Origin of the sequence: Prochlorococcus sp. MIT 1341, assembly GCF_034092415.1 — a bacterium.
GTDB lineage: Bacteria > Cyanobacteriota > Cyanobacteriia > PCC-6307 > Cyanobiaceae > AG-363-P08.
On the sequence record NZ_CP139304.1, the window covers coordinates 1,880,861 to 1,901,885 of the forward strand.

A 21,025-nucleotide genomic window follows, 5' to 3' on the forward strand; every position below is an offset into this window, starting at 1 on the left:
CAATTATTGACAACTTTAGGACTGTAATAACCATTGATTAGGTTGAACTTCCATTAATTTCAGAAATAACTTCACTAACAGCATCTTTTTGACCTAAAAGTTTTGATGTTTTATTTGCTCTATCCCAAAGCTCCACATTGCCCTCTTTTGCATTTCTCCCAACAACTATTCGAAACGGAATTCCAATAAGGTCTGCATCGTTAAACTTTACTCCAGCTCGTTCTTTCCGGTCGTCGAGAAGAACGTCAATATCATTCTCCTTTAGCTTTTTATAAAGCTGCTCACCTAGGTTTGATTGGGTTGAGTCCTGAATATTTGCTACAACTATGATCACCTCAAATGGGGCGATAGCTATTGGCCAGTAGATCCCAGCGTCATCATGATTTTGTTCTACAACTGCTTGGGCAAGCCTTGAAACACCTATTCCGTAACACCCCATCCAGAAGGGTTCAAGCGAACCATTTTCATTGGTGAAAGTTGAGCCTAGAACTTCCGAGTATTTGCGGCCTAATTGAAAAATATGCCCTACTTCAATCCCCCTCTTGGCTTGTAGTTTTTGTTTGGGGTCATGGCAGCATTTATCTCCAGGCTGGGCTTTTCGAATGTCAGACGTCTCAGGCTTGTAAGCAATGTTCTCCCATTTTGTAAAAACTCTATGGTGATGGATTTCATTCGCTCCACATACAAACGACTTTAGTTGAGAAGCCGTGTTGTCAGATATTCTCATAAAGTTTTTAATCCAAGTTCTAGCTCCACATAAGACATCATCACTCAGATCAGGACCGATGGCACCGAAAGGGAAAGGAGATAAACCTTCTAAAGATATTTTCTCAGGAGTGATGGGTGTTATCTCTATTACTCTCTTTTTCGATAAGTTTGTTATAACATTTGATAGCTTAACTTCGTTAAGATCCTGATCTCCACGCAGGCATATTAGAAGAGGTTGAAATTCATTTCCTTCAAGTGTTGCGATCATTACTATTACTTTGATTATTTGGCTTGGATCCATTTCAAGATTGGAAGATAATTCTTCTATACTTCCTGAAAAAGGAGTTTCAACTACCGAATATTTGCCCTCTGTTAGAGGCTTTGCTTCTAAAGGTAGTGAAATCGCTTTCTCTTCATTTGCCGAGTAAGAATTATCTTCACTTGTTAATATTAAATCTTCTCCAGAGTCTGCAGGAACCATGAACTCTTGAGAAGCTGTTCCTCCTATTGCTCCACTGTCAGCATCTACTGGTAGTACTTCTATTCCACAACGTTTAAAGATTCTTCTATAAGCATTATCCATTTTTTCGTAGGTATCTTGAAGACTTTGTTCAGTGGCATGAAATGAATAAGCGTCTTTCATTATGAATTCTCTGCTTCTCATTAATCCAAATCGAGGGCGGATTTCATCGCGGAATTTGGTTTGTGTCTGGTAGAGCGTTGTTGGCAATTGACGGTATGAGCGAAGGATATCTCCGGCAAGACTTGTGATCACTTCCTCGTGAGTAGGGCCTAGACCTAATTTCCGGTTCTGTCTGTCTACAAGGTTGAACATTATGCCCTCTCCTTCTGTATATCCTTGCCAACGTCCACTTTGTTCCCATAGTTCAGCTGGCTGAAGTTGTGGGAGGAGCGTTTCTAGTGCTCCAGTTGAGTCCATTTCTTCTTGAATGATTGAGATTATTTTTTTTAAAACTCGCCACATTAAGGGGAGATAGGCATAGACGCCTGCTGTTACACGTCGGATGTAGCCTCCCCGAAGCAATAACTTATGAGAACTGATTTCAGCGTCTGCTGGGACTTCCCGCAGCGTCACCAGCATTAGGCGGGAGACCCGCATAGATTAGATAGAGGTGATTTCTGAGGATTTTATCCTCAGGTGTAAAGGATGAGTATCAAGATGTTCAAAACTCAGGATCAGCAAGTTTCAAAGGGGCCACATCTGCTAGTGTCACCACCCTGTAATGGAGATAGGCAAAGGATATGTTTTCAAGTTCAGCTGGATTGGCCCCCTCAGGTCACTTAGAGGCAAATTCTGAAGTCTCTCAAGAAATCAATTTTGCGATGGCTCAGTCAGATTCCCTCATTGGTATAGAGGATGTTCAGAAATCTCTTAATCGTTCAAGGGCGTCAGTGTATCGCTATACGAATACTGATCCTAGGAATCTGAACCCTCCCTTTAATCCTCGAAAATTAAATCCAGAATATAGAAGTGATCAGAAGGATCCCTTGCTCTTTCACCCTAATGAGGTGGCTCGGTTCGCAAAAGATATCTTAAGGATTAAGGAAGTCACCGTAGAGATATTGAATTCACCTTCTTCAGCTACCCAACAAGTTTTAAATTCCATTCTTGAAGAGCTTGTAGCTATAAGATCATGCTTGGAAGGTTCTAACACTATGCCTGCAAATTTTTCAACTCGTCGTGATCAAGAAGACCGTTCTGCTGCTTAGGTCCAACAGAATGCAAGAAATTAACCTCAAATGCATTTTTTCTTTGTTCTCAATAAATTACTTTTGAAGCCAACTTTTAAAGAACTCACAGTTAATCAATTGCTGGGCTTTCTCTAAGCTCTATTTAATGGAACCTGAATCAGCATCAAGGAGTAGCCAAAGTCACACTTCCCCGACTATTGAAACCGGGAATATGGAGATGCAAGAAGACTTTTTATCTTTCAATAGTCCTTCAATTGTATTTCTTGGCTTCATAATTGCTATTGCAACTATTGCAGTGCCTCTTTATGCAGTAATTAGCATACGGCCACATGCAGGTTCAAGTTCTACAACCACTGTTATAGAAAACAATGGATCTAAGCTGCCTCTCCCCATCACCGTCCTCAGGTTTGGTCAACCTGGTAGTTGAGATTCCTGCTGGGAGCCGCAATAAATATGAATATTCGGCTGAGGCTGGTGTTATGGCGCTAGATCGTGTACTTCATTCCTCAGTGAGATATCCCTTTGATTATGGGTTCATACCTAACACCCTTGCAGAAGATGGAGCGCCTCTAGATGCAATGGTAATTATGGAAGAACCTACCTTCGCAGGTTGTCTTATTAAAGCAAGACCTATAGGTGTTCTAGATATGCATGATTCGGGCGCTTATGATGGAAAGTTGTTATGTGTACCTGTTGCAGATCCAAGGCAACAATCTATTAGTAGCATTCGTCAAATTGCTCCTAATCAGCTGGAAGAAGTCGCTGAATTCTTTCGAACTTATAAAAGTCTTGAAGGAAGAGTAGTTGTCATAGGAGGATGGAGAGATTCAGATGCAGTAGCACCTCTGCTTTCAGAATGTATAAAAGCGACGCTTACAAAATATTGATTTTCATTCGAGTCAATTTCGCCTAAGTTTTTATTTTTGTTCTTCTATTTGAAAAATGACTATTCCAGCAGTAAGGATTTTCAGCTATTCAAGATGCTCTACTTGCAGGAAAGCATTGGATTGGCTTAATTCTAATTCAATCTCTTATGAGTTGTTCGACATTATTGAAAACCCTCCAAGCAAGGATTTATTGCTTAAGGCATGGGCACAACTTGGGGAAAGAAAGTTTTTGTTCAATACCAGTGGAGTGAGTTATAGATCTATTGGAGCTGTGAAAATTAAGGCTATGAGTGATGAGAAGGCTTTAGAGGCTCTTGTTAGTGATGGGAAGTTGATTAAACGACCTTTTTTGGTTAGCTCTGACAATAAAATCTTGGTAGGCTTTAAGCCTCAAATCTGGGCCGATTTTCTTTTAAGCTAAAGATAGATATGATCGCAAGATATCAAAATAAATTGTGATATTGAGCCTTGACTCTAGCCACTTGTGGGAGAAATTTAGAAGTTTATCTGATGCTCTCCAAGTAAGATATTTATAATAGATAGATGATTCTTTTGCTATGATAAAAAGAGATTACTCGTTGACTAGATAATGGTTTTATCAAAGTTCTTTTTTAAAATCCTTTAGGCTTTGACATTTGCACCAATTATAGCTAATTAGTTGTTATGCAAAGTACGGTAAATCTAAGTGCATAAGAAAGATTTCTCCAGAGATCGCAAGGTTTCTAAAGCTGAAAGTATTTCTGGTTTTCAATCTTTTTGGGATTTTTGGGCTCCAATTATATTTACGTTGGCAATTTATATAGGTATTCGTAATTACATTGGCGAAGCTAGGTATATTCCTTCTGGATCAATGCTTCCAGGGCTGAAGGTTCAAGACCGTTTGTTTATTGAAAAAATCACTTTAAGAGGAAGAGCCCCAAGCCGAGGGGAAATCGTTGTTTTTAATTCTCCTTACTCTTTTGACCCTGTTTTAAGTGCCTCTAGAGCCTTTTCTCCATTAAAGTGTGCCCTCTTGAATTTCCCTTTATTAACGCTTGTTCCTGGACTTTCTGACGCTTCCTGTGATGCATATATAAAGAGGGTTGTTGCGGTCGCAGGGGATCAGGTTTTTGTTAATTACAAGGGGGAAGTGATTATTGATGGGAAGAGAGAGTCTGAACCTTATGTCAGTAGGTATTGTTCAGCAAATAGCTACTCTATGAATGGATGCAGGCCTTTGCTAGGAAAGGTTCCAGAAGGACATGTCTTGGTTCTCGGAGATAATAGAGGTAACAGTTGGGACGGTCGCTTTTGGCCAGGCGGAAATTTTCTTCCAGTTGATCAGATTATTGGAAGAGCTGTGTGGAGATTTTGGCCACTTAGTCGCTTGGGTCCACTTCACGGTTTTTAAGTCCGCAATCAATTACTTTTCCCTTCAATTCGCAGCCTTCCATTGGTTGATTCGCTGCTTTCGGTACATTTTGAGAATTTCTCGTTTGTGTCCAACAATGATCAGGATCAAAGAGGAGCCACCGTCTACTACCAGGAGAAATTTTTTCTTGGCGTGTTTTTAGTAGCCTAGATGGCCCAAAACTTAAAGAATTCCATAGTTGATCCACAGACCATTTTTCTTTAACAATTAGCTCTTGCCAAAGTAATGGGAGTACAAGGTGATGGCCTGCAAGACCAGGAATACGCTTGTCAGGTGATAATTGAATTTCCTCATCGTCAAGAGGAACGGAATGTACCGCTATTGCGGTAATAATTCCCTCTTTAAGAGCGTTAATTAGAGATCTTCTGTCTTGTTCCCCTCCAAGAGAAGGAGTCACTCGCCAACCGAGGCTTGTGAGGTTGAGAGTTGTTCTGTCAGCAACAATATGCCACCAAGACACACTTGACATTGGTGGATTTTTAGAGCTTTTGAGCATTTCTACACCTTTTAAGGTGGAAATATTCATCAGTCTTAGCGACTTGTCTTTGTTGAGATGATTTAGTTCTATTAGCTCTGCAAGGGGAAGCGTTTCGCTTGTGATCGGGTCTGGAGGCCAACCGGCTCGAAGGGTCTCTACTCCTTCTCTGACAAGTCCTTCTCCTTGCAATTTTTTGTCCCTTGGTGCAACCAAAAAAGGTGCTGTTCCCATTTCTCCTAGTAATAAGCCACGTTGTAGTAGCTCTAGGGGAGGGATAGAGTCATCTTCTGCTAAGCCAATCGCGCCATGTTGCAGTAAATCAGCATGGGAGGATAAAACATCACCTTTCCCATTAAGGCTGAAACTTCCCCAAAGATGGATGATTACATCGTTTTGGTGATTGACGAGACCTTGTAAACGTTCAGGACGGTCTCTCCATGAAGAACTCCTTGGCAGTAAGGCTAATTGTCCATAGCCACATGTTGCTGCTGCTTTGCACAGGCTTGAAAGGCTTTCACTTTTTCCAGAAACCGGTTCTTCTAAAATTGAATGAGGGTCAACAAGGCAGGGGGCTAATAGTAAGTTTGAGGATGAAGGAGTTGGTAGAATGTTGAGCTTTTTTGCTTCGGCAAGTGCTTTTTTGCCGAATGCAAAAATCAAACCTTCTTTTATTAAAACAGAGTCTTTTTTAACAGGACTATTAGGGCCATGGAGAATTTGAATATCCTTTAAGAGTGTTGATTGCGACACAACCTTATAGTGCTCCTGCAGCTGTTTTATCAAGAATCCCTCCTAAATGTGATGTTAGGTTCATGCATGTCACAACCATAGGTTGGTTTGAGTCTTTTGGAATGTCTAGAACTGTTACCCCTCCGTTTCCTTGCTTTACCATCCAAATGTTCGATGCATTTAGACCTAGAGCATGACAAATAATCGTTTTATTTACCGCATCATGTGCAACTACGAGAGCGGTCTCTCCTTGGGAGAGGCCTCTTGAAATCTTTCTCAAGCATTTCACAGACCGTTCCCACACTTGATGAATGCTTTCTCCTTCAGGCATTACAACTTTCTCTGGAGACTTTTTCCATTGTGCTAAAAGTTCAGGCCATTCCATTGCAATTTCTGCCTCAAGCTTCCCTTCCCACAAGCCATGGTTGATTTCTTTGAGCTCATTTTCTAGCGTTAATTTAAGATTTTTATGTGACTTAAGAATCTCTTTTGCAGTTTGTGTTGGCCTAGTCATCGAGCTGCTATATGCCTTGTGTAGTTTTATTTTGTTAAGGAATAGACCAGCATCAAAGGCTTGCTTAAAACCGTTTTCGTTAAGTGGGATATCAATCTGCCCTTGAAAACGACCTTGTTGATTCCAGTTTGTTTCACCATGCCTTACTAGAATTAACCTTGAATGACTTTTGCTAGGTGGAATCGGGGGATTTAAATGAACAGTATTATTAAGGCATTCGATCTGTGAATGAAAAGTATTTTTTTGGTACGAAAGTATATTCAATACTGATACAGATGCGTTGTCTAACTTCAATCGCCTGAAGTCTTTGGAAGGATTTCCAATTAAGTTGAGAATTAGGCATCTAAGAATCGCATTGTGAGCTACAACTAATATTGTTTCTTTCCCTTCTATTGAATGTTGCTTTATAAGCTTCTTTAGAAAACAATTTGCTTGTTTCATAAGCTCTTGGAGAGGTTTGAAGTGATCACTTTGACCTCGCGTAAGGACAAGATCTTGTGGTTGTGTTTTCCAGACCTTGAAATCATTTGGAAATGTATTCTGAACTTCTTCCCCGGTAAGTCCACTCCAAGGGCTGAGGTCTATTTCAAGTAAGTCATTGTCGAAAATAGGATTTTTGGAGCTCCCTTTTGCTTGAATTAATTCCTTCGCGGTTTGGGCAGCTCTCCTTAAAGGAGAGCTGTAGAAAGCCTCTATTTCCATGTCGGTCAACGCTTTGCCTGTTTTTTGTGCCTGAACGACCCCTTCTTGAGTAAGTATTGAGAGGTCATCACGACCTTGGATACGCCCTTGAGAGTTGAAGCTACTTAAACCATGGCGAACAAGGAGGAGACGCATGGCAAAAGAGAGATATGGTTGGTTTTGCCATCGTATGGGGCAGCCTGTCTCTTTAACATTTTTAGAGAGTAAACATCTGCTCTTGGTTAGGTTGGAAACTCACGAAACCCTTTATGCGAACAGCTAACCCCACTTGGAAAATTGCCTTGGCAATTATCTCAATAATTATTTCCTTAGCTGTTTGGAAACAGGGATTGGAACAAAGCTTTAATCGCCCATCAGTTGCCCCAGCGCTTTCTCTTAGCCAGCAAGAGATGGCTCTTTTAGCAAAACCGGCTGTTCCCCGTTCATTCCAGTCACTTCTCATAGGGACGCAACCTGAGACTGCTCTTCGCGAGAGCTTAATGGAGATTCCGTTAGATCAGATGGAAGACCACCAAAGGTTGCTCTTGGCGGCATTGGAAAATTCGAATGAGAGGAAAAAATTATTGTTGGACTTCTCGTTAGAAGAGGCATCTTTAGAGCCAGTTAAGAAAGTCTTAATAGAAGGTCGTAACTTGAAGGACAATTTTGAAGACGCTTTTGGAGAAGAGCTTGTATATACCAATCCACTCTTAATACAAGCATCTTGTTTTTCTATAGGCGGGAATGAATCGAATTGTATTGATCAACAGATTGCAAAAAGGATGGCTTTGAGATTGGGCTTTAGTCAGGGTCTCCCTTTGATAGCTCTCTTCATTGGGAGTGGATTGTTATTACGTCAAATCTGGATTTTGTTCAGAGGCCTGACACTTCCATGGCCTGCTGTGATTCCGATTCCCCTTTCCTCGATGGATATGGTGCTTTTGGTTGCGGGGGGGTTTGTTGTTTTAGGAGAAGTTGTTTCACCAACGCTTGTCCTTCCGATTACTTCTGCCATGACAAGTCAATTGGCAAGTCCTTTTAATGAATCAGTAAAGGTTTTAGTTGGATATTGTTCAATGACGGTGGCACCTCTGGTTATTCTTAGTCGCCAATTGAAGAGCCTTGAAGCATCTCTTCGTCCTGAGAATGGATGGTTGCAATGGCGATTAAGCCCATGGAACACTGCTATTTCACGGGCGATTGTTGCGTGGCTAATGGTTTTGCCTCCGGTTCTTATAACAGGTTGGTTGGTGAGCTTTACCTTTGGAGATCAGGGAGGCAGCAATCCTTTACTAGAGCTTGTGTTGAGCAGTCGAGATCCGGTTGCTCTTGGCTTGCTAGTCGTCACGACTGTTGTTCTGGCGCCATTGTTCGAAGAATTGGTCTTCCGAGGTGTTCTTTTGCCTGTGTTAGTTAAGGAGATAGGTAGATCTTGGGCTCTCGTGATGAGCGCCATTGTTTTTGCTATGGCTCATTTAAGTGTTAGTGAGTTTCCACCATTACTTGTGTTAGGAGTGGGTCTTGCTTTGCTGAGACTCAGCACAGGAAGACTTTTACCGTGTGTTCTTATGCACGCATTGTGGAATGGAATGACTTTTTTCAATCTTGTTTTATTAGCTGGATAGTTGAAAGCATATTGAGTTTTCTAATCTATTGACCTTGCAGAGCCTATTAGATGATGGTTCACTTGAAAGTATTAGGCATTCTTTCTGGTGGTTGCAGTTAAACAACCGCGCTCTATATCGCTAAAAGAGGAGACGTTCAGGCCACAAACTACGCGGTCTCTTGAGTTGTTACAGGGTGCTTTATCAACTAGGAAAATTGCTCGTCATTCTCCCAGAGTGGCAGGTTTTCATAGGATTGTTGATGGTGCATTGTTGGGAACTTGTTTGGCTTTAACCTTTATCTCTGCGTTAACTCTTCATTGGCAATATCGGTGGACTATTGACTTTACAAGGCTAGAAAATACTCGCAAACTGGCTCATAGATTCACTGAGTCTACGGCCATGCTGGAACAACACCTGTTAAAGCGTGGCAGGTTGCCTGGACTAATGGTTTCAACCAAGGCGTCGGACCTTCTTTATCTAGATCAACCATCTGGCTCTATAGGGGGTTTTGATGCAAAGGGCTCCTTTGTTGTTTTAAATAAGGTCTTTGCAAACCATATAATTCATGGCTACTGATGGGAGTCAATAAACATAGATTATCAAGGAGTTCTCGAGGCAAGAGGAAGCGTGTTATTCAATTAGAGAAAGTTTCAGATTTTCGAATGAGATTAGTATTTTTGTCTCTTGTTATCGGAATCTTTGGATTGGGAGGACGGTTAGCTTGGCTACAGCTTTTTCAGTCATCGGCATTGGAGGCACGTGCTAGATCATTTCAGACTGATTTCACAAAGCCACTCGGGAGAAGGCGTTCAATAGTTGATCGTATGGGACGGTTAGTTGCTTTAGATGAAAAGCGTTATCGATTATGGGCTCATCCGAGGTACTTTAATTTTCCTGGAGATGACCCTGCCTTAATTCGTAAGCCAGTTGATGTGGCTAGGAAGCTTTCAGGCCTGATTCCAATGTCGATGAGTGAAATTGTCCAACGACTTGGTGATCGCCCCTCTGGCGTAAAACTTGCTGAGGGTCTTGATCAGGACAAAGCTTTGCTTTTGAAAGGATTGGGCATAAGTGGCTTAGACCTCGAGCCATACCCGCAACGCGTTTACCCGCAAGGTGATCTATTTGCAAATGTGGTTGGATTCTTGAACCATGATCGCGTTCCTCAGGCAGGTTTGGAGCAGAGTTTGAATTCAGAGATGCTTAGGTATGAACAACCTCTAACTCTAAGAAGAGGTGCTGATGGAACACCTCTTCCCGATGATCTGGCTCCGGGTCTTTTCTTTGGGGATGATATGCGAATGCAGCTCACCATGGATGCACGTCTCCAACAGGTGGCGATGGAGGCTTTAGCTCAAGGCGTATCGCGTTGGAGTGCGAAGAAAGGTGTGGCGATTGTTATGGACGTAGCTAATGGAGAGATGTTGGCTCTTGCTTCAACTCCAACTTATGACCCGAATAAGTATTGGAGATTTCCCCCGAGTCGTTTTCGTGAATGGTCTGTACAAGATCTGTTTGAGCCTGGTTCTACGTTTAAACCCATAAACCTAGCTTTAGCTTTACAGGAAGGAGTAATAGAGGAAGGAGATACTGTTTTTGATGAGGGGAGAGTTGATGTAGGAGGTTGGCCTTTATATAACAATGATCGTGTTTCGCATGGTGTTATTGATTATCCAAAGTTGCTTCAGGTCTCTAGCAATGTAGGCATGGTTAAGACAATGCAAAAGCTTAGTCCAGACTTGTATTGGGATTGGCTTCAGAAACTAGGAGTGAATTCTATCCCTGAGACTGATCTCCCTGGTGCTGTTGCTGGTCAATTAAAGACTAAAAAACAGTTTGTTTTACAGACGATTGAACCTGCCACTGCTGCCTTTGGCCAGGGATTTTCTCTAACACCTCTTAAGTTGGCGCAACTGCATGCTCTTATTGCCAATGGCGGATATTTGGTAAGACCCCGGATAACAAGGGGGTTGACTTTACAGGACGCTTCCTCTGAAAAGACACAATTACTGGAACCAGAAGTGACAAATACGATTAGGCAGTGGATGGAATCCGTAGTAACTGCCGGCAGTGGAAAAGGGGTGAAAACACCTGGTTATCGAATAGGGGGGAAGACAGGTACTGCACAAAAGGCCGTTAATGGCATTTATCAGCCTGGAGCAAAAATCTGCAGCTTTGTTGCAATCCTCCCAATTGATTCCCCTCGCTTTGTGGTTTTGGTTGTTGTAGATGAGCCTCGAGGTAGTAATGCTTATGGTTCAACAGTTGCGACACCTGTTGCCAAGATGATTATTGATGGATTGTTGGCGATAGAGAAAATACCTCCAACAAGCAAAAGGTCAGATTCTCAATCTTCAAATGGGTGAAAACTTGGAAAAACTTCCATTTTCAAAGGCTGAAATAGAGGTGTAAATTATTGAAAGAGAGCTAGCTTTACTAATAGATGGTGAGTAATTTTTAATGGCCACGTTCTTAGAGCAGCTTTCCTCAATGACTGTCGTTGTCGCAGACACGGGAGAACTTGAGGCTATTAAGACATTCACTCCTAGGGATGCAACTACAAATCCTTCTTTGATATTGGCTGCTGCACAGATGCCTGAATATCAAGGACTTATAGATGATGCATTGCTTTCTTCTAGAAAAAGTTTGGCAAATAGTGCTAGTGCAGAGAATGTCGTTAGAGAAGCCCTTGATCAGATATGCGTTCTCTTTGGGATAGAAATTCTTAAGATTGTGCCAGGACGTGTTTCTACAGAAGTTGACGCTCGCTTGAGTTATGACACTCAAGCCACAATTGATAAAGCAAGGAAATTGATTTCTCTTTATGAAAATGCAGGTATTCCAAAAGAAAAGGTATTAATTAAAATAGCTTCCACATGGGAAGGTATAAAGGCTGCGGAATTCCTAGAAAAGGAAGGTATCAATTGTAATTTAACGCTTTTATTTAGCTTTTCACAAGCAGTTGCCTGTGCCGAGGCAGGAGTTACTTTAATTTCGCCTTTTGTTGGAAGGATACTTGATTGGTATAAGGCTGAAACTGGTCGTGATAGTTATCCTGGCTCTGAAGATCCTGGTGTGTTGTCAGTGACAAAGATTTTTAATTACTACAAGCGTAATCGCTATAAAACTGAAGTTATGGGAGCAAGCTTTAGAAATATTGATGAGATTATTGAATTAGCAGGTTGTGATCTGCTGACCATATCACCCAAATTACTCGATCAGTTACGGCATAAAGAAGGAAAATTAACCCAAAAATTGGATAATAATAATCCAGGCCCTTCAAGAGAATTTGTTTCACTAGATCAGTTCGAATTTTCTAAAGCGATGAATAAAGATCGAATGGCAAGTGAAAAGTTAGATGAGGGTATAAAGGGCTTTAGCAAGGCGATAGAAACTCTTGAAATACAGTTGAGGGATCGCTTAAAGTCACTTCACTTGGCTAGCTTATCAGATGATTCTCTCGAGATTAATTCTAAAGTTCTTTGCAATTAAGACTCTTAGGCACCTACTGTTTTGTGTAAAAAATACTTAGGCATATTTAATAAGAAAAAATTATTTTTATTCTAGGTGAACTTCCATACAGCTCCATCTGGAAAACTTGGCCCTATATTTTTATCTTGAGGCTCTTCAAATGAAATTCGCCACTCTGGGACCCTGCAAGTAATAAAGTCTGTACGTTCTATTAGTAAACCTCCTTCGGGACTTTTACTGGCCTTGAAGCCTCCCATCCAGAAGCCACCTTTTTCACCACCTTTAAACCAGACCCAAACTGTTTCGTTATTCATTTGCAATTCAGGAAGTAGGTATCACTAAAGGAAAAGGAATTTCCTGAAAAATTTTTCTATTCTTCATGTAGGTCATTTACTTTTAAAGAGATTCATTGATTCTGAAATAATAATCGCTTGATGACACGCTGAGCAATATCTCCATAGCTCATTTCCCCAGAAAGAATTTGTGCAATTCTTTCTGGGGCAGTAGGTCTTTTGATCCCTAGTTGATAGCCAACTTTTGGGAATCTATAGAAAACCTGAGCAATTCTGCTCCCCCATGCCATTGATGCTCCCCAGTCTTTTTGCATGCATTGTGTATAACTAGCTAGAGCATTGTTGTCACCTTTAAGCCACCTGTTAAGGAAGTGTGCAGCATTGCAGCCACTCATCAGGGCTGGTCTGATGCCTTCTGCTAGGAATGGGTCGCAAAGCGATGCTGCATCACCTATCGCAACAACACCTTCGCCATGAAGGACATTTTGTCCATTCCAGATACGAAGGTTTGAGTGTTTGCGCTCCCCATCATTAGGATCAAAACCAAGATCAGGTAAGAATTTGTCGAGTATTTTTTGACTATCTGCTATTTCACGACCAATAAAAGTTCCTACGCCAACGTTCACGCCGTTGGCAATTGGGAAGGCCCAAGCAAAGCCATGATGAACTAGTCCAAATTCAAACCTTGCAGAGCCTCCTTTCAAATTTCCTTTTCCATTAAGACGAACTGATGTCGTAACAGCATGTTTTTGTTTTTTAGGGCCCAATCCAAACTTCCTTGGCCATTGAGATTTAGACCCATTAGCGATAACTAAGGATCGAGATTCAAATTGTTTGCCATTGCTGCAGGTTATTTGCCAGGAATCTTTTTCTCTTTCAATCTTTTCTGCAGAAAGAGGTTGCAGCAATTCAGCCCCTTCCAGGCTTGCTTGATTCATTAGGTAACAGTCAAGCATTTCCCTACGTACTATCCAAAAGGGAGATGTTTCAGCTAAATCAGCTACCACTCGATCGTCAAGGCACCAAGAGAATTCAACTTTGTTAATTACTTCATCAACTGCAGGACTGAGATCAAAAGGGAATAACCTCTGTACAGAAGCTGCCATGCCTCCCCCGCATGCCTTGATTGTATTTGTTGATTTTTTTTCTATTACAGTAACCTTGTGGCCTGCCTTGGCGAGATGAAAAGCAGCTGATGCACCAGCTGCTCCACCACCAATAATTAAAACATCTCTAGTGCTCACACCTTTAATATATCTGATTCTTTGTCAGCCAAGTGTTTGTCAATTTCGGTTATGAATTTGTTGGTAAGCTTTTGAACATTTTCCTGCTGATCTCTACTTTGATCTTCAGAAAGCTCACCATCTTTTTCAGACTTTTTGATGCGATCAATCGCATCTCGTCGAATATTTCTAAGAGCTACCTTGCCTTCTTCGGCATACTTTGAGGCAAGTTTGCAAAATTCTTTACGCCGTTCTTCTGTTAAAGGAGGTACGTTAATTCTAATAATTTTTCCGTCATTGTTAGGAGTAAAGCCAAGATCACTTGTTGATATTGCTTTTTCTATTAGAGCTAGTGATCCAGTATCAAAGGGTTGTATTGCAATGGTTTGGGAATCAGGTGTTGAGATGGTCGCCAACGATTTCAAAGGTGTTTCTGTACCGTAATATTCAACCGAGAGGCGATCAAGTAAGGAGGGGTTGGCTCTTCCTGTTCGGATGGTATTAAAAGTCCTCTGGGCTGAATCAACTGACTTTCGCATGTTGGATTCTAGTTCAGTGTTTGACATGGGATTGCTAGGTCTAAATTGATGGAATTGGAACGGTTAAATTGATCGTCAGCAGTTGTTGCTGATACGAGAACCTACTTGTTGTCCTGATACTGCTTTTGCAATGTTATTCGGCTCGAAAAGATCAAATACGACTATTGGGATGTCGTTGTCTTTACAAAGGGCTATAGCTGTCCCATCCATTACTCCTAGTTCTTTGCTGAGGACTTCTTGATAGGTGAGTTTCTCATAGCGAATTGCCTCCGGAAAACATTTAGGGTCTCGGTCATAGACTCCGTCAACCTTGGTCGCTTTGAAAACAACATCAGCATTGATTTCTGCAGCTCTAAGGGCAGCTGTGGTGTCAGTTGTAAAAAAGGGGTTTCCACATCCTCCTCCAAATACTACGACTCTTCCTTTTTCTAAATGACGAATTGCACGTCTGCGTATGTAAGGCTCTGCAACGGCTTGCATCTCGATAGCAGTTTGCACTCGAGTGGGTACACCAGTTCTTTCCAATCCATCCTGCAGGGTTATTGCATTCATCACAGTGGCTAACATCCCAACATAGTCAGCTGTGGCTCGGTCCATGCCTTCAGCAGAGCCTTTTAACCCCCTGAAGATATTGCCACCCCCAACGACTATGGCTAGTTGGGTCCCTTGATCAACCACTTTTGACACGTCTTCAGCGATTGACTGGACTATTGCTGGGTCAATCCCATATGGTTTATCACCCATTAGGGCTTCACCACTGAGTTTGAGTAGGACACGTTTGTACGTCATTCAATCCCCTTATCTTGATGACAGTAGCAAGCTTTGGAATGACAGATCTGTAGCCGGATAGTCTTGCTTGTCAAAACTTAGTAAGTCGCTTGGATGTAAGAAACAGTTTAGAAAAATGGGTAAGGAAGTTAATAGCTCCTCAGCATTGATGGCTCGATTGACAATTTCGGCACTAGATCGTGTGAGTGAAGACCCTTCTTCTTGGAAGAATCCAATAGTACATAGAGCACTTTTAGTAAGTGGTCTTTCGGTTCTTCTTGCAGCAACAAAGCTTTTAGCTGCCGAAGTAGATCAACAATCTGGTGTTAATTAAAACTCAATACCTTTTTGGGCTTTGATGCCTTGTTCTTTGAAAGGGTGATGAACGAGACTCATTTCTGTTACTAAGTCTGCAATGTCAATAAGTTCTTTTGGAGCACCTCTGCCGGTTAGAACAACATGTTTTAAGGGAGGCCTTTCCCCTAGCCCAATTAAGACTTGATCCAATGAAAGATATCCAAGCTTCAGGGCAATATTGATTTCATCCAGTATCACAAGTTTGTGCTCTTTTCTTTTTAAAAAATCTAGAGACTTTTCCCAAGCATTAGCCACTAAAGAGGCGTCTCTTTCTCTGTCTTGGGTATTCCAGGTAAAACCTTCTCCTAAAGCATGGAATTCCAAGGAATCCCCAAACTTTTCAAAGGCCTTTGCTTCTCCTGGTTCCCAACTACCTTTTATAAATTGCACAATAGCGACTTTTTCGCCATGCCCAAGAGTTCTAAGAGCAAGACCTAATGCAGCAGTGGTTTTACCTTTCCCGTTCCCAGTGAATACAAGAATTAATCCTTTTTCTTTTTGTCTAGAGTTTACTCTTTGCTTTTGTATCTTTTGGCGTTGACTCATCCTTTTTTTATAACTTAGATCATCCTTATCGGGTGACAACTTTCCTCCTATGCCTAGTTCTAAGGCAGCTTGATCTAAAGAGTTTTCTCCTTCTTCTTGATTCGTTGCATCAGCCATGATTTGGATTCAGGAGTGAATTTTGTAGATAAATCTTACTTTATTATATATTGAATATATAATAAAGTATTCCATTCCACTCCTCTAAGTTACAAAAAATAAAAGCCAAGGTATGTCTACTTGCAGGTAAAATAGAGTTCTTACAGAGATAGGGGCTCAAGATGATTTGTGATTTGAATATATTAGTGCAACCTTTAAAAATTAACTAGTAATAATATATCTAGCCAATGCATTGTCAACTGCTTGTTGTTGGTCGCGACGGGTCAGCCAGTGGTGATAAGTTTTTGTGTGAATAGAAACAGAATGACCCATCATCCTCGCGGCAACAGTGTCAGGAAGACCAATATGAATTGTTCTTACTGCCCAAGAGTGCCTGAGATCATATGGGGTTAGCGGTAAATTATATCTACGGAATTGTTCAGAAACACGTCTTCCCACTTGTTGAAGAGTGGTCTTGGCAAGATCAGTATTTATCTCTGGTAATGCTGTTGGTTCTTCTCCTAGGCGCTCAAGCCCAAATCTTTTAATCCAGTCAGGATGGAAGGGCCAAGCTTGATGTTCACCTGTTTTTGTATTGGGTAAAACTCTGATCACCTTGTCCCCATTTTTGGAAAGAGAAGACAAGTCTGAGAAAAATATTTCATGATTTCTTAATCCATAGGTCGCCATAAGGCCATATGCAAGTCTCCAGCGTGGGTTTGGGATTAGTTCCCAGAATTTGAGGATTAAATTATCATTTGGGAGATGGCGAAAATGGGCTTTATGTAGTCCATATCCTTTTGCTTCTGCTTTCCAGTCTTTTGGAAGTGCTACTCCAAAGTGACCCGCAAAAGCGCTAAGAGCAGTAGCACACTGTTGCCTACTCCTGGAATTTTCTGAGTAACTTGCGAGAGTTAGAGATAAGAGATTGGTTGTGAAACCTTTTTGGCTTGTTTTGGCAATTGTTAATAGCCGGTTTATGTAAGGAAGATAAGCCGAAGACCAGGTGGTTTTTGTTCCTGCTGGCGACTTCCTTCTGAGTGGATTGGAGAAGAAGTTTGTTTTAAATTTTTCAATGGCGTCCTCCAAATCAGACGGAACACTTTTCTTTTGTGTAGTGTTTGTTTGTCTTTCCCAGTACTTCCAGTCAAATTTGTTGTGCTGTAGTTGCAAAACTACTAGCTCAAGGATTCTTTCAGCTTCTTCCACTCCTTCTGGTGTTGCTGAAAGGCGGAGGCTAATCCGTTGAACCGCTCTCCTTTCATTGCCATCCTTAGACGGTAATGGCCCTCGAAGGTTAAGTCGTTCTCCTCTTTGCTCTATTCGCATAGAGCTTCCTTTGCTCGCAAGGGCTAGATTGATTGCTTTCAGCTTTTTGCTGACTGTCATATTCGATCAATGCTTTCTGTAGCTTGACGTTGATTGGCACTACTCTCAAGTCTTTTTTGCTGATTACATTTCTATGTCTCGTATTGGCGTCCTCTTGCTGAACCTCGGAGGCCCAGAGCGAATTGAGGATGTCGGACCATTTTTGTTCAATTTGTTTTCTGATCCTGAAATTATTCGGCTACCAAATCCTTCTTTGCAGAAACCCCTTGCCTGGTTTATAAGTTATCTAAGGACGGGTAAATCTCAACAGGCTTATAGGGCTATTGGTGGAGGTTCTCCAATTCGGAGGATTACTGAACAACAAGCAAGAGAGTTACAAAGCCAATTAAGGCAAAGAGGTATTAATGCGACGATTTATGTGGCGATGCGTTACTGGCATCCTTTTACTGAATCAGCAGTTTCTGACCTTAAGGCCGATGGCATTAGTCAGGTAGTAGTACTTCCTCTTTATCCGCATTTTTCGTTAAGTACAAGTGGTTCAAGTTTTCGTGAACTAAACAGGTTGAGGGACATTGACCCTGCCTTTCAATTATTGCCAATTCGCTGCATAAGAAGCTGGTATGACAACCCTGGTTATGTTTCTTCGATGGCAGAGTTAATCGCTGAAAAGATAAAACTTTGTGAGGAGCCTTCTTTGGCACATATTTTCTTTAGTGCACATGGTATTCCTAAAAGTTATATAGAAGAGGCTGGTGACCCCTACCAAAAGGAAATAGAAGGTTCTACTAATTTGATTATGCAAGAGCTTGAGAAGATGTTGGGTTATTCGAATAAATACACCTTGGCTTATCAAAGTAGAGTAGGTCCAGAAGAATGGATTAAGCCATATACAGATGAAGTCCTTAAGGAACTAGGCTCAGCAAAGACGCATGATTTAGTTGTTGTTCCAATTAGCTTTGTAAGTGAACATATTGAGACACTTCAGGAAATTGATATTGAATATCGAGAACTAGCTGCTCAATCAGGTGTAGTTAACTTTCATAGGGTTAGAGCGCTAGACACTTATCCAGCTTTTATATCTGCACTTGCAGATATTGTGATCGCCAGTTTAGAAGGTCCTGAAATTGCACTTGATGATGCTTCCAGTCTCTCAAAGAAAATAAAGTTGTACCCTCAGGAAAAATGGCAGTGGGGGTGGAACAACAGCTCTGAAGTATGGAATGGGAGAGTGGCAATGCTTGTATTTTTTGCGTTTTTAATAGAACTTGCTTCGGGAAAGGGATTACTCCATTATTTAGGGATCTTGTGATTTTTGCTTCCATTAAGAAAATTCTGGGAATGCTTGGCTTTAGTCGCGAAGTGAGAAAATCAGGCTCAATTTGAATTTAATTGGTAAATCTTCTTTGCCTCTTGGTATTTGGCGCCTAATCTTAAAAAATAAATCCTTTCTCGCTTTTGTAGTGACTCTGACCTCATCTATTGGGAATCTGCGAAAACGTGATCACCAAGAATCTCGCAGAATTACTGGTGCTGAAGCCTTGATGGATTCTTTGCGTAGGCATAGTGTTCAGGTTGTTTTTGGTTACCCAGGAGGAGCAATTCTTCCTATCTATGACGCAGTGCATCATGCAGAGAAGGAAGGATGGCTTAAACATGTGCTTGTAAGACATGAGCAGGGTGGTACCCATGCTGCTGATGGCTATGCGAGGGCTACAGGAAAGGTTGGAGTGTGTTTTGGCACTTCTGGCCCTGGTGCGACCAATTTGGTTACAGGGATAGCGACTGCTCAAATGGACTCTGTTCCAATGGTTGTCGTAACTGGACAAGTCCCTCGACCTTCTATTGGAACAGATGCCTTTCAGGAGACTGATATTTTTGGAATTACTCTTCCGATTGTTAAGCATTCATGGGTAGTTCGCGACCCTTCTGATCTAGCAACTGTTGTTGCACAGGCTTTTTATATTGCCTCTACTGGTAGACCAGGACCTGTCTTGATTGATATACCTAAGGATGTAGGTCAGGAGTTGTTTGATTACATTCCTGTTGAACCTGGAACTATTATCCCTAGAGGATTCAAACTTTCACCTGAACCTTCAGATTCATCTATTGAGGAAGCCTTAGATCTAATAAATCGAGCTGAGCGTCCACTTTTATATGTAGGTGGTGGAGTTATATCTGCTAATGCTCATGAAAGCCTTGAAGCATTTGCTTTACGCCATCAACTACCTGTTACTACAACATTGATGGGTAAGGGGGCTTTTGATGAGAATCAACCTCTTTCAGTTGGCATGCTTGGAATGCATGGAACAGCTTATGCAAATTTTGCTGTTACCGAATGCGATTTATTGATAGCAGTAGGTGCGAGATTTGATGACAGAGTTACTGGAAAGCTTGATACATTTGCTCCTCGTGCAAAGGTGATTCATTTTGAGATTGATCCTGCTGAGGTAGGTAAGAATAGGCGAGCTAATTTATCTATTGTCGGTGATGTTAGAGTTAGTTTGAAAAAGCTACTTGAGTTAAGTAAGCAACAAAAAATCAATGTGAATACTTTACCTTGGCTTAAGCAAATAGATTCTTGGAAGACTCGTTATCCACTTTTTACACCACCAGAAGATGGTGCCATTTACCCACAGGAGGTGTTGCTTGCTTTGAAGGGGATAGCATCAGATGCGTTTGTAACTACTGATGTAGGCCAACATCAAATGTGGGCAGCTCAATATCTAAGCAATAAGGCAAGACATTGGATTAGTAGTGGAGGACTTGGAACAATGGGATATGGAATGCCTGCTGCCTTGGGGGTTCAAATCGCATTCCCAAATGAAAAGGTAGTTTGTATAGCCGGAGATGCGAGCATTCTTATGAATATTCAAGAGTTAGGAACTATTGCCCAATACAATCTTCCCGTAAAAGTGGTCATAGTAAATAATCACTGGCAAGGGATGGTTCGTCAGTGGCAAGAAAGCTTTTACAATGAGCGTTATTCTGCATCGGACATGCTTTTGGGAATGCCCGACTTCATTGCCTTAGCTAAATCCTTTGGGTTAGGAGGTGTTTTGATCTCTGAGAGGAAGGATTTAACCTCTGAGTTAGAAAAGGCTTTTGCAGAAGAAGGCCCCATGTTGATTGATGTACATGTAAGAAGAGATGAAAATTGTTATCCAATGGTTCCTCCAGGTAAAAGTAATGCTCAGATGGTTGGCTTGCCTACTGATCCCGAGCAGATTGTAGATAAGCATCATGAATGTTCTTCGTGCGGTTTAATCAATTCTACGGATCATCGTTATTGTTCTGGATGTGGGGCTTTGCTTTGATACTTAGAGGAGTTATTAGATATGCTTTTCCTTTCTTAATGTTTTTATTTTTGTTGTTAATTCCATTGCAATTATTTGCGGCAGAAGTACTTCAGATTAGAACCTCAATGGTTTTGCAAATTGGCGATCAGAATAGAAGTTATTCAGTTCGTTTGGCTTGCTTGGATGTAGACCCTTCTGATGAAAGAAAGGCAAGAGAGTTTTTGAAGTCAAAATTACCCAGAGGTAAGAAAATAAATTTCAAACCTAAAGGTGTAGTTGATGGTTCTCTTTTGGCAATAGTTACACCTATTGGGATGGAAAAGGATGTTTCTAGACAGCTTATTGATGCTAATCTTGGGAACTCTTTGTGTGATTAATT

Annotated in this window: 21 protein-coding genes and 1 pseudogene; 13 read left to right on the top strand and 9 right to left on the bottom strand. The window is 41.3% G+C overall.

All coding sequences use genetic code 11. The annotated features are described in order from the left end of the window. Positions 1–37 precede the first annotated feature (37 nt). Positions 38–1,828 (bottom strand): proline--tRNA ligase, encoded by a 1,791-nt coding sequence (locus SOI84_RS09690; RefSeq protein WP_320674312.1) that lies wholly within the window; start codon positions 1,826–1,828, stop codon positions 38–40. A 224-nt stretch (positions 1,829–2,052) separates the two neighbouring features. Between SOI84_RS09690 and SOI84_RS09695 the strand changes: the two genes are divergently transcribed. The 5 genes from SOI84_RS09695 to lepB all read left to right on the top strand — a co-directional run bounded on the left by SOI84_RS09695 (position 2,053) and on the right by lepB (position 4,698). Then, positions 2,053–2,439, top strand: a complete 387-nt coding sequence (locus SOI84_RS09695; RefSeq protein ID WP_320675461.1) for a resolvase — start codon at positions 2,053–2,055, stop codon at positions 2,437–2,439. Positions 2,440–2,566: 127 nt separating this feature from the next. Beyond that, on the top strand, positions 2,567–2,848 hold the full coding sequence (locus SOI84_RS09700) for a hypothetical protein (protein ID WP_320674313.1): 282 nt from the start codon (positions 2,567–2,569) through the stop codon (positions 2,846–2,848). After that, positions 2,790–3,308, top strand: a complete 519-nt coding sequence (locus SOI84_RS09705; RefSeq protein ID WP_320674314.1) for an inorganic diphosphatase — start codon at positions 2,790–2,792, stop codon at positions 3,306–3,308. Before SOI84_RS09700 ends, SOI84_RS09705 begins: the two co-directional genes overlap by 59 nt. 55 nt (positions 3,309–3,363) lie before the next feature. Continuing rightward, positions 3,364–3,729, top strand: a complete 366-nt coding sequence (locus SOI84_RS09710; protein WP_320674315.1) for an arsenate reductase family protein — start codon at positions 3,364–3,366, stop codon at positions 3,727–3,729. 264 nt (positions 3,730–3,993) lie between these two features. Then, a complete protein-coding gene (lepB, locus tag SOI84_RS09715; protein ID WP_414153595.1) occupies positions 3,994–4,698 on the top strand; it encodes a signal peptidase I in 705 nt (234 codons plus the stop codon). On the opposite strand, the gene SOI84_RS09720 is transcribed toward lepB, so the two are convergent. Together SOI84_RS09720 and SOI84_RS09725 are read right to left on the bottom strand one after the other, a co-directional pair. Continuing rightward, complete coding sequence (locus SOI84_RS09720) at positions 4,667–5,947, bottom strand: dihydroorotase (RefSeq protein ID WP_320674316.1); 1,281 nt, start codon at positions 5,945–5,947, stop codon at positions 4,667–4,669. The two genes, lepB and SOI84_RS09720, sit on opposite strands and share 32 nt — an antisense overlap. 4 nt (positions 5,948–5,951) lie before the next feature. Continuing rightward, on the bottom strand, positions 5,952–7,277 hold the full coding sequence (locus SOI84_RS09725) for a histidine phosphatase family protein (RefSeq protein ID WP_320674317.1): 1,326 nt from the start codon (positions 7,275–7,277) through the stop codon (positions 5,952–5,954). 113 nt (positions 7,278–7,390) lie between these two features. Between SOI84_RS09725 and SOI84_RS09730 the strand changes: the two genes are divergently transcribed. The 4 genes and pseudogenes from SOI84_RS09730 to SOI84_RS09745 all read left to right on the top strand — a co-directional run. Next, entirely contained in the window at positions 7,391–8,746 is a 1,356-nt protein-coding gene (locus SOI84_RS09730) for a CPBP family intramembrane glutamic endopeptidase (protein ID WP_320674318.1), read from the top strand. Between the two features lie 87 nt (positions 8,747–8,833). Beyond that, entirely contained in the window at positions 8,834–9,304 is a 471-nt protein-coding gene (locus SOI84_RS09735; protein WP_320674319.1) for a hypothetical protein, read from the top strand. Further along, complete coding sequence (locus SOI84_RS09740; protein ID WP_320674320.1) at positions 9,304–11,094, top strand: penicillin-binding protein 2; 1,791 nt, start codon at positions 9,304–9,306, stop codon at positions 11,092–11,094. Before SOI84_RS09735 ends, SOI84_RS09740 begins: the two co-directional genes overlap by 1 nt. A gap of 94 nt (positions 11,095–11,188) precedes the next feature. Beyond that, a pseudogene (locus SOI84_RS09745) lies at positions 11,189–12,160 on the top strand (transaldolase); the annotation flags it as partial. A gap of 131 nt (positions 12,161–12,291) precedes the next feature. Here SOI84_RS09745 and SOI84_RS09750 read toward each other — a convergent pair. The 4 genes from SOI84_RS09750 to pyrH form a co-directional block, all read right to left on the bottom strand. Then, a complete protein-coding gene (locus SOI84_RS09750) occupies positions 12,292–12,513 on the bottom strand; it encodes a hypothetical protein (protein ID WP_320674322.1) in 222 nt (73 codons plus the stop codon). 92 nt (positions 12,514–12,605) lie between these two features. After that, positions 12,606–13,736, bottom strand: coding sequence for a geranylgeranyl reductase family protein (locus SOI84_RS09755; RefSeq protein WP_320674323.1), 1,131 nt, complete (start codon positions 13,734–13,736; stop codon positions 12,606–12,608). Then, positions 13,733–14,281, bottom strand: a complete 549-nt coding sequence (gene frr, locus SOI84_RS09760; RefSeq protein WP_320674324.1) for a ribosome recycling factor — start codon at positions 14,279–14,281, stop codon at positions 13,733–13,735. Before frr ends, SOI84_RS09755 begins: the two co-directional genes overlap by 4 nt. A 48-nt stretch (positions 14,282–14,329) precedes the next feature. Continuing rightward, positions 14,330–15,043: a UMP kinase gene (gene pyrH, locus SOI84_RS09765; protein ID WP_320674325.1), complete on the bottom strand. Its 714-nt coding sequence runs from the start codon at positions 15,041–15,043 to the stop codon at positions 14,330–14,332. Positions 15,044–15,158: 115 nt separating this feature from the next. Here pyrH and SOI84_RS09770 point away from each other — a divergent pair, with 115 nt between their 5' ends. Then, entirely contained in the window at positions 15,159–15,356 is a 198-nt protein-coding gene (locus SOI84_RS09770) for a hypothetical protein (RefSeq protein WP_320674326.1), read from the top strand. On the opposite strand, the gene cobO is transcribed toward SOI84_RS09770, so the two are convergent. Next, entirely contained in the window at positions 15,353–16,042 is a 690-nt protein-coding gene (gene cobO, locus SOI84_RS09775) for a cob(I)yrinic acid a,c-diamide adenosyltransferase (protein WP_320674327.1), read from the bottom strand. The two genes, SOI84_RS09770 and cobO, sit on opposite strands and share 4 nt — an antisense overlap. A 201-nt stretch (positions 16,043–16,243) precedes the next feature. Further along, complete coding sequence (locus SOI84_RS09780) at positions 16,244–17,410, bottom strand: site-specific integrase (protein WP_320674328.1); 1,167 nt, start codon at positions 17,408–17,410, stop codon at positions 16,244–16,246. 73 nt (positions 17,411–17,483) lie between these two features. On the opposite strand from SOI84_RS09780, the gene hemH reads away from it, so the two are divergent. From hemH to SOI84_RS09795, 3 genes are all read left to right on the top strand, one after another. Next, positions 17,484–18,659, top strand: a complete 1,176-nt coding sequence (gene hemH, locus SOI84_RS09785) for a ferrochelatase (protein WP_320674329.1) — start codon at positions 17,484–17,486, stop codon at positions 18,657–18,659. 151 nt (positions 18,660–18,810) lie between these two features. Continuing rightward, positions 18,811–20,664 (top strand): biosynthetic-type acetolactate synthase large subunit, encoded by a 1,854-nt coding sequence (gene ilvB / locus SOI84_RS09790; RefSeq protein ID WP_320674330.1) that lies wholly within the window; start codon positions 18,811–18,813, stop codon positions 20,662–20,664. Continuing rightward, positions 20,646–21,023, top strand: coding sequence for a nuclease (locus SOI84_RS09795; RefSeq protein WP_320674331.1), 378 nt, complete (start codon positions 20,646–20,648; stop codon positions 21,021–21,023). The genes ilvB and SOI84_RS09795 overlap by 19 nt, the downstream gene beginning before the upstream one ends. Positions 21,024–21,025 lie beyond the last annotated feature (2 nt).

Bases quoted from the DNA above. Each gene is read 5' to 3' on its own strand.
- SOI84_RS09690 (WP_320674312.1), bottom strand. From the start codon at position 1,828: ATGCGGGTCTCCCGCCTAATGCTGGTGACGCTGCGGGAAGTCCCAGCA.
- frr (WP_320674324.1), bottom strand. From the start codon at position 14,281: ATGTCAAACACTGAACTAGAATCCAACATGCGAAAGTCAGTTGATTCA.
- SOI84_RS09770 (WP_320674326.1), top strand. From the start codon at position 15,159: ATGGGTAAGGAAGTTAATAGCTCCTCAGCATTGATGGCTCGATTGACA.
- SOI84_RS09780 (WP_320674328.1), bottom strand. From the start codon at position 17,410: ATGACAGTCAGCAAAAAGCTGAAAGCAATCAATCTAGCCCTTGCGAGC.
- pyrH (WP_320674325.1), bottom strand. From the start codon at position 15,043: ATGACGTACAAACGTGTCCTACTCAAACTCAGTGGTGAAGCCCTAATG.
- SOI84_RS09740 (WP_320674320.1), top strand. From the start codon at position 9,304: ATGGGAGTCAATAAACATAGATTATCAAGGAGTTCTCGAGGCAAGAGG.
- SOI84_RS09710 (WP_320674315.1), top strand. From the start codon at position 3,364: ATGACTATTCCAGCAGTAAGGATTTTCAGCTATTCAAGATGCTCTACT.
- hemH (WP_320674329.1), top strand. From the start codon at position 17,484: ATGTCTCGTATTGGCGTCCTCTTGCTGAACCTCGGAGGCCCAGAGCGA.
- SOI84_RS09700 (WP_320674313.1), top strand. From the start codon at position 2,567: ATGGAACCTGAATCAGCATCAAGGAGTAGCCAAAGTCACACTTCCCCG.
- SOI84_RS09750 (WP_320674322.1), bottom strand. From the start codon at position 12,513: ATGAATAACGAAACAGTTTGGGTCTGGTTTAAAGGTGGTGAAAAAGGT.
- cobO (WP_320674327.1), bottom strand. From the start codon at position 16,042: ATGGCTGATGCAACGAATCAAGAAGAAGGAGAAAACTCTTTAGATCAA.
- SOI84_RS09695 (WP_320675461.1), top strand. From the start codon at position 2,053: ATGGCTCAGTCAGATTCCCTCATTGGTATAGAGGATGTTCAGAAATCT.
- SOI84_RS09705 (WP_320674314.1), top strand. From the start codon at position 2,790: ATGGATCTAAGCTGCCTCTCCCCATCACCGTCCTCAGGTTTGGTCAAC.
- SOI84_RS09795 (WP_320674331.1), top strand. From the start codon at position 20,646: ATGTGGGGCTTTGCTTTGATACTTAGAGGAGTTATTAGATATGCTTTT.
- SOI84_RS09725 (WP_320674317.1), bottom strand. From the start codon at position 7,277: ATGCGTCTCCTCCTTGTTCGCCATGGTTTAAGTAGCTTCAACTCTCAA.
- SOI84_RS09730 (WP_320674318.1), top strand. From the start codon at position 7,391: ATGCGAACAGCTAACCCCACTTGGAAAATTGCCTTGGCAATTATCTCA.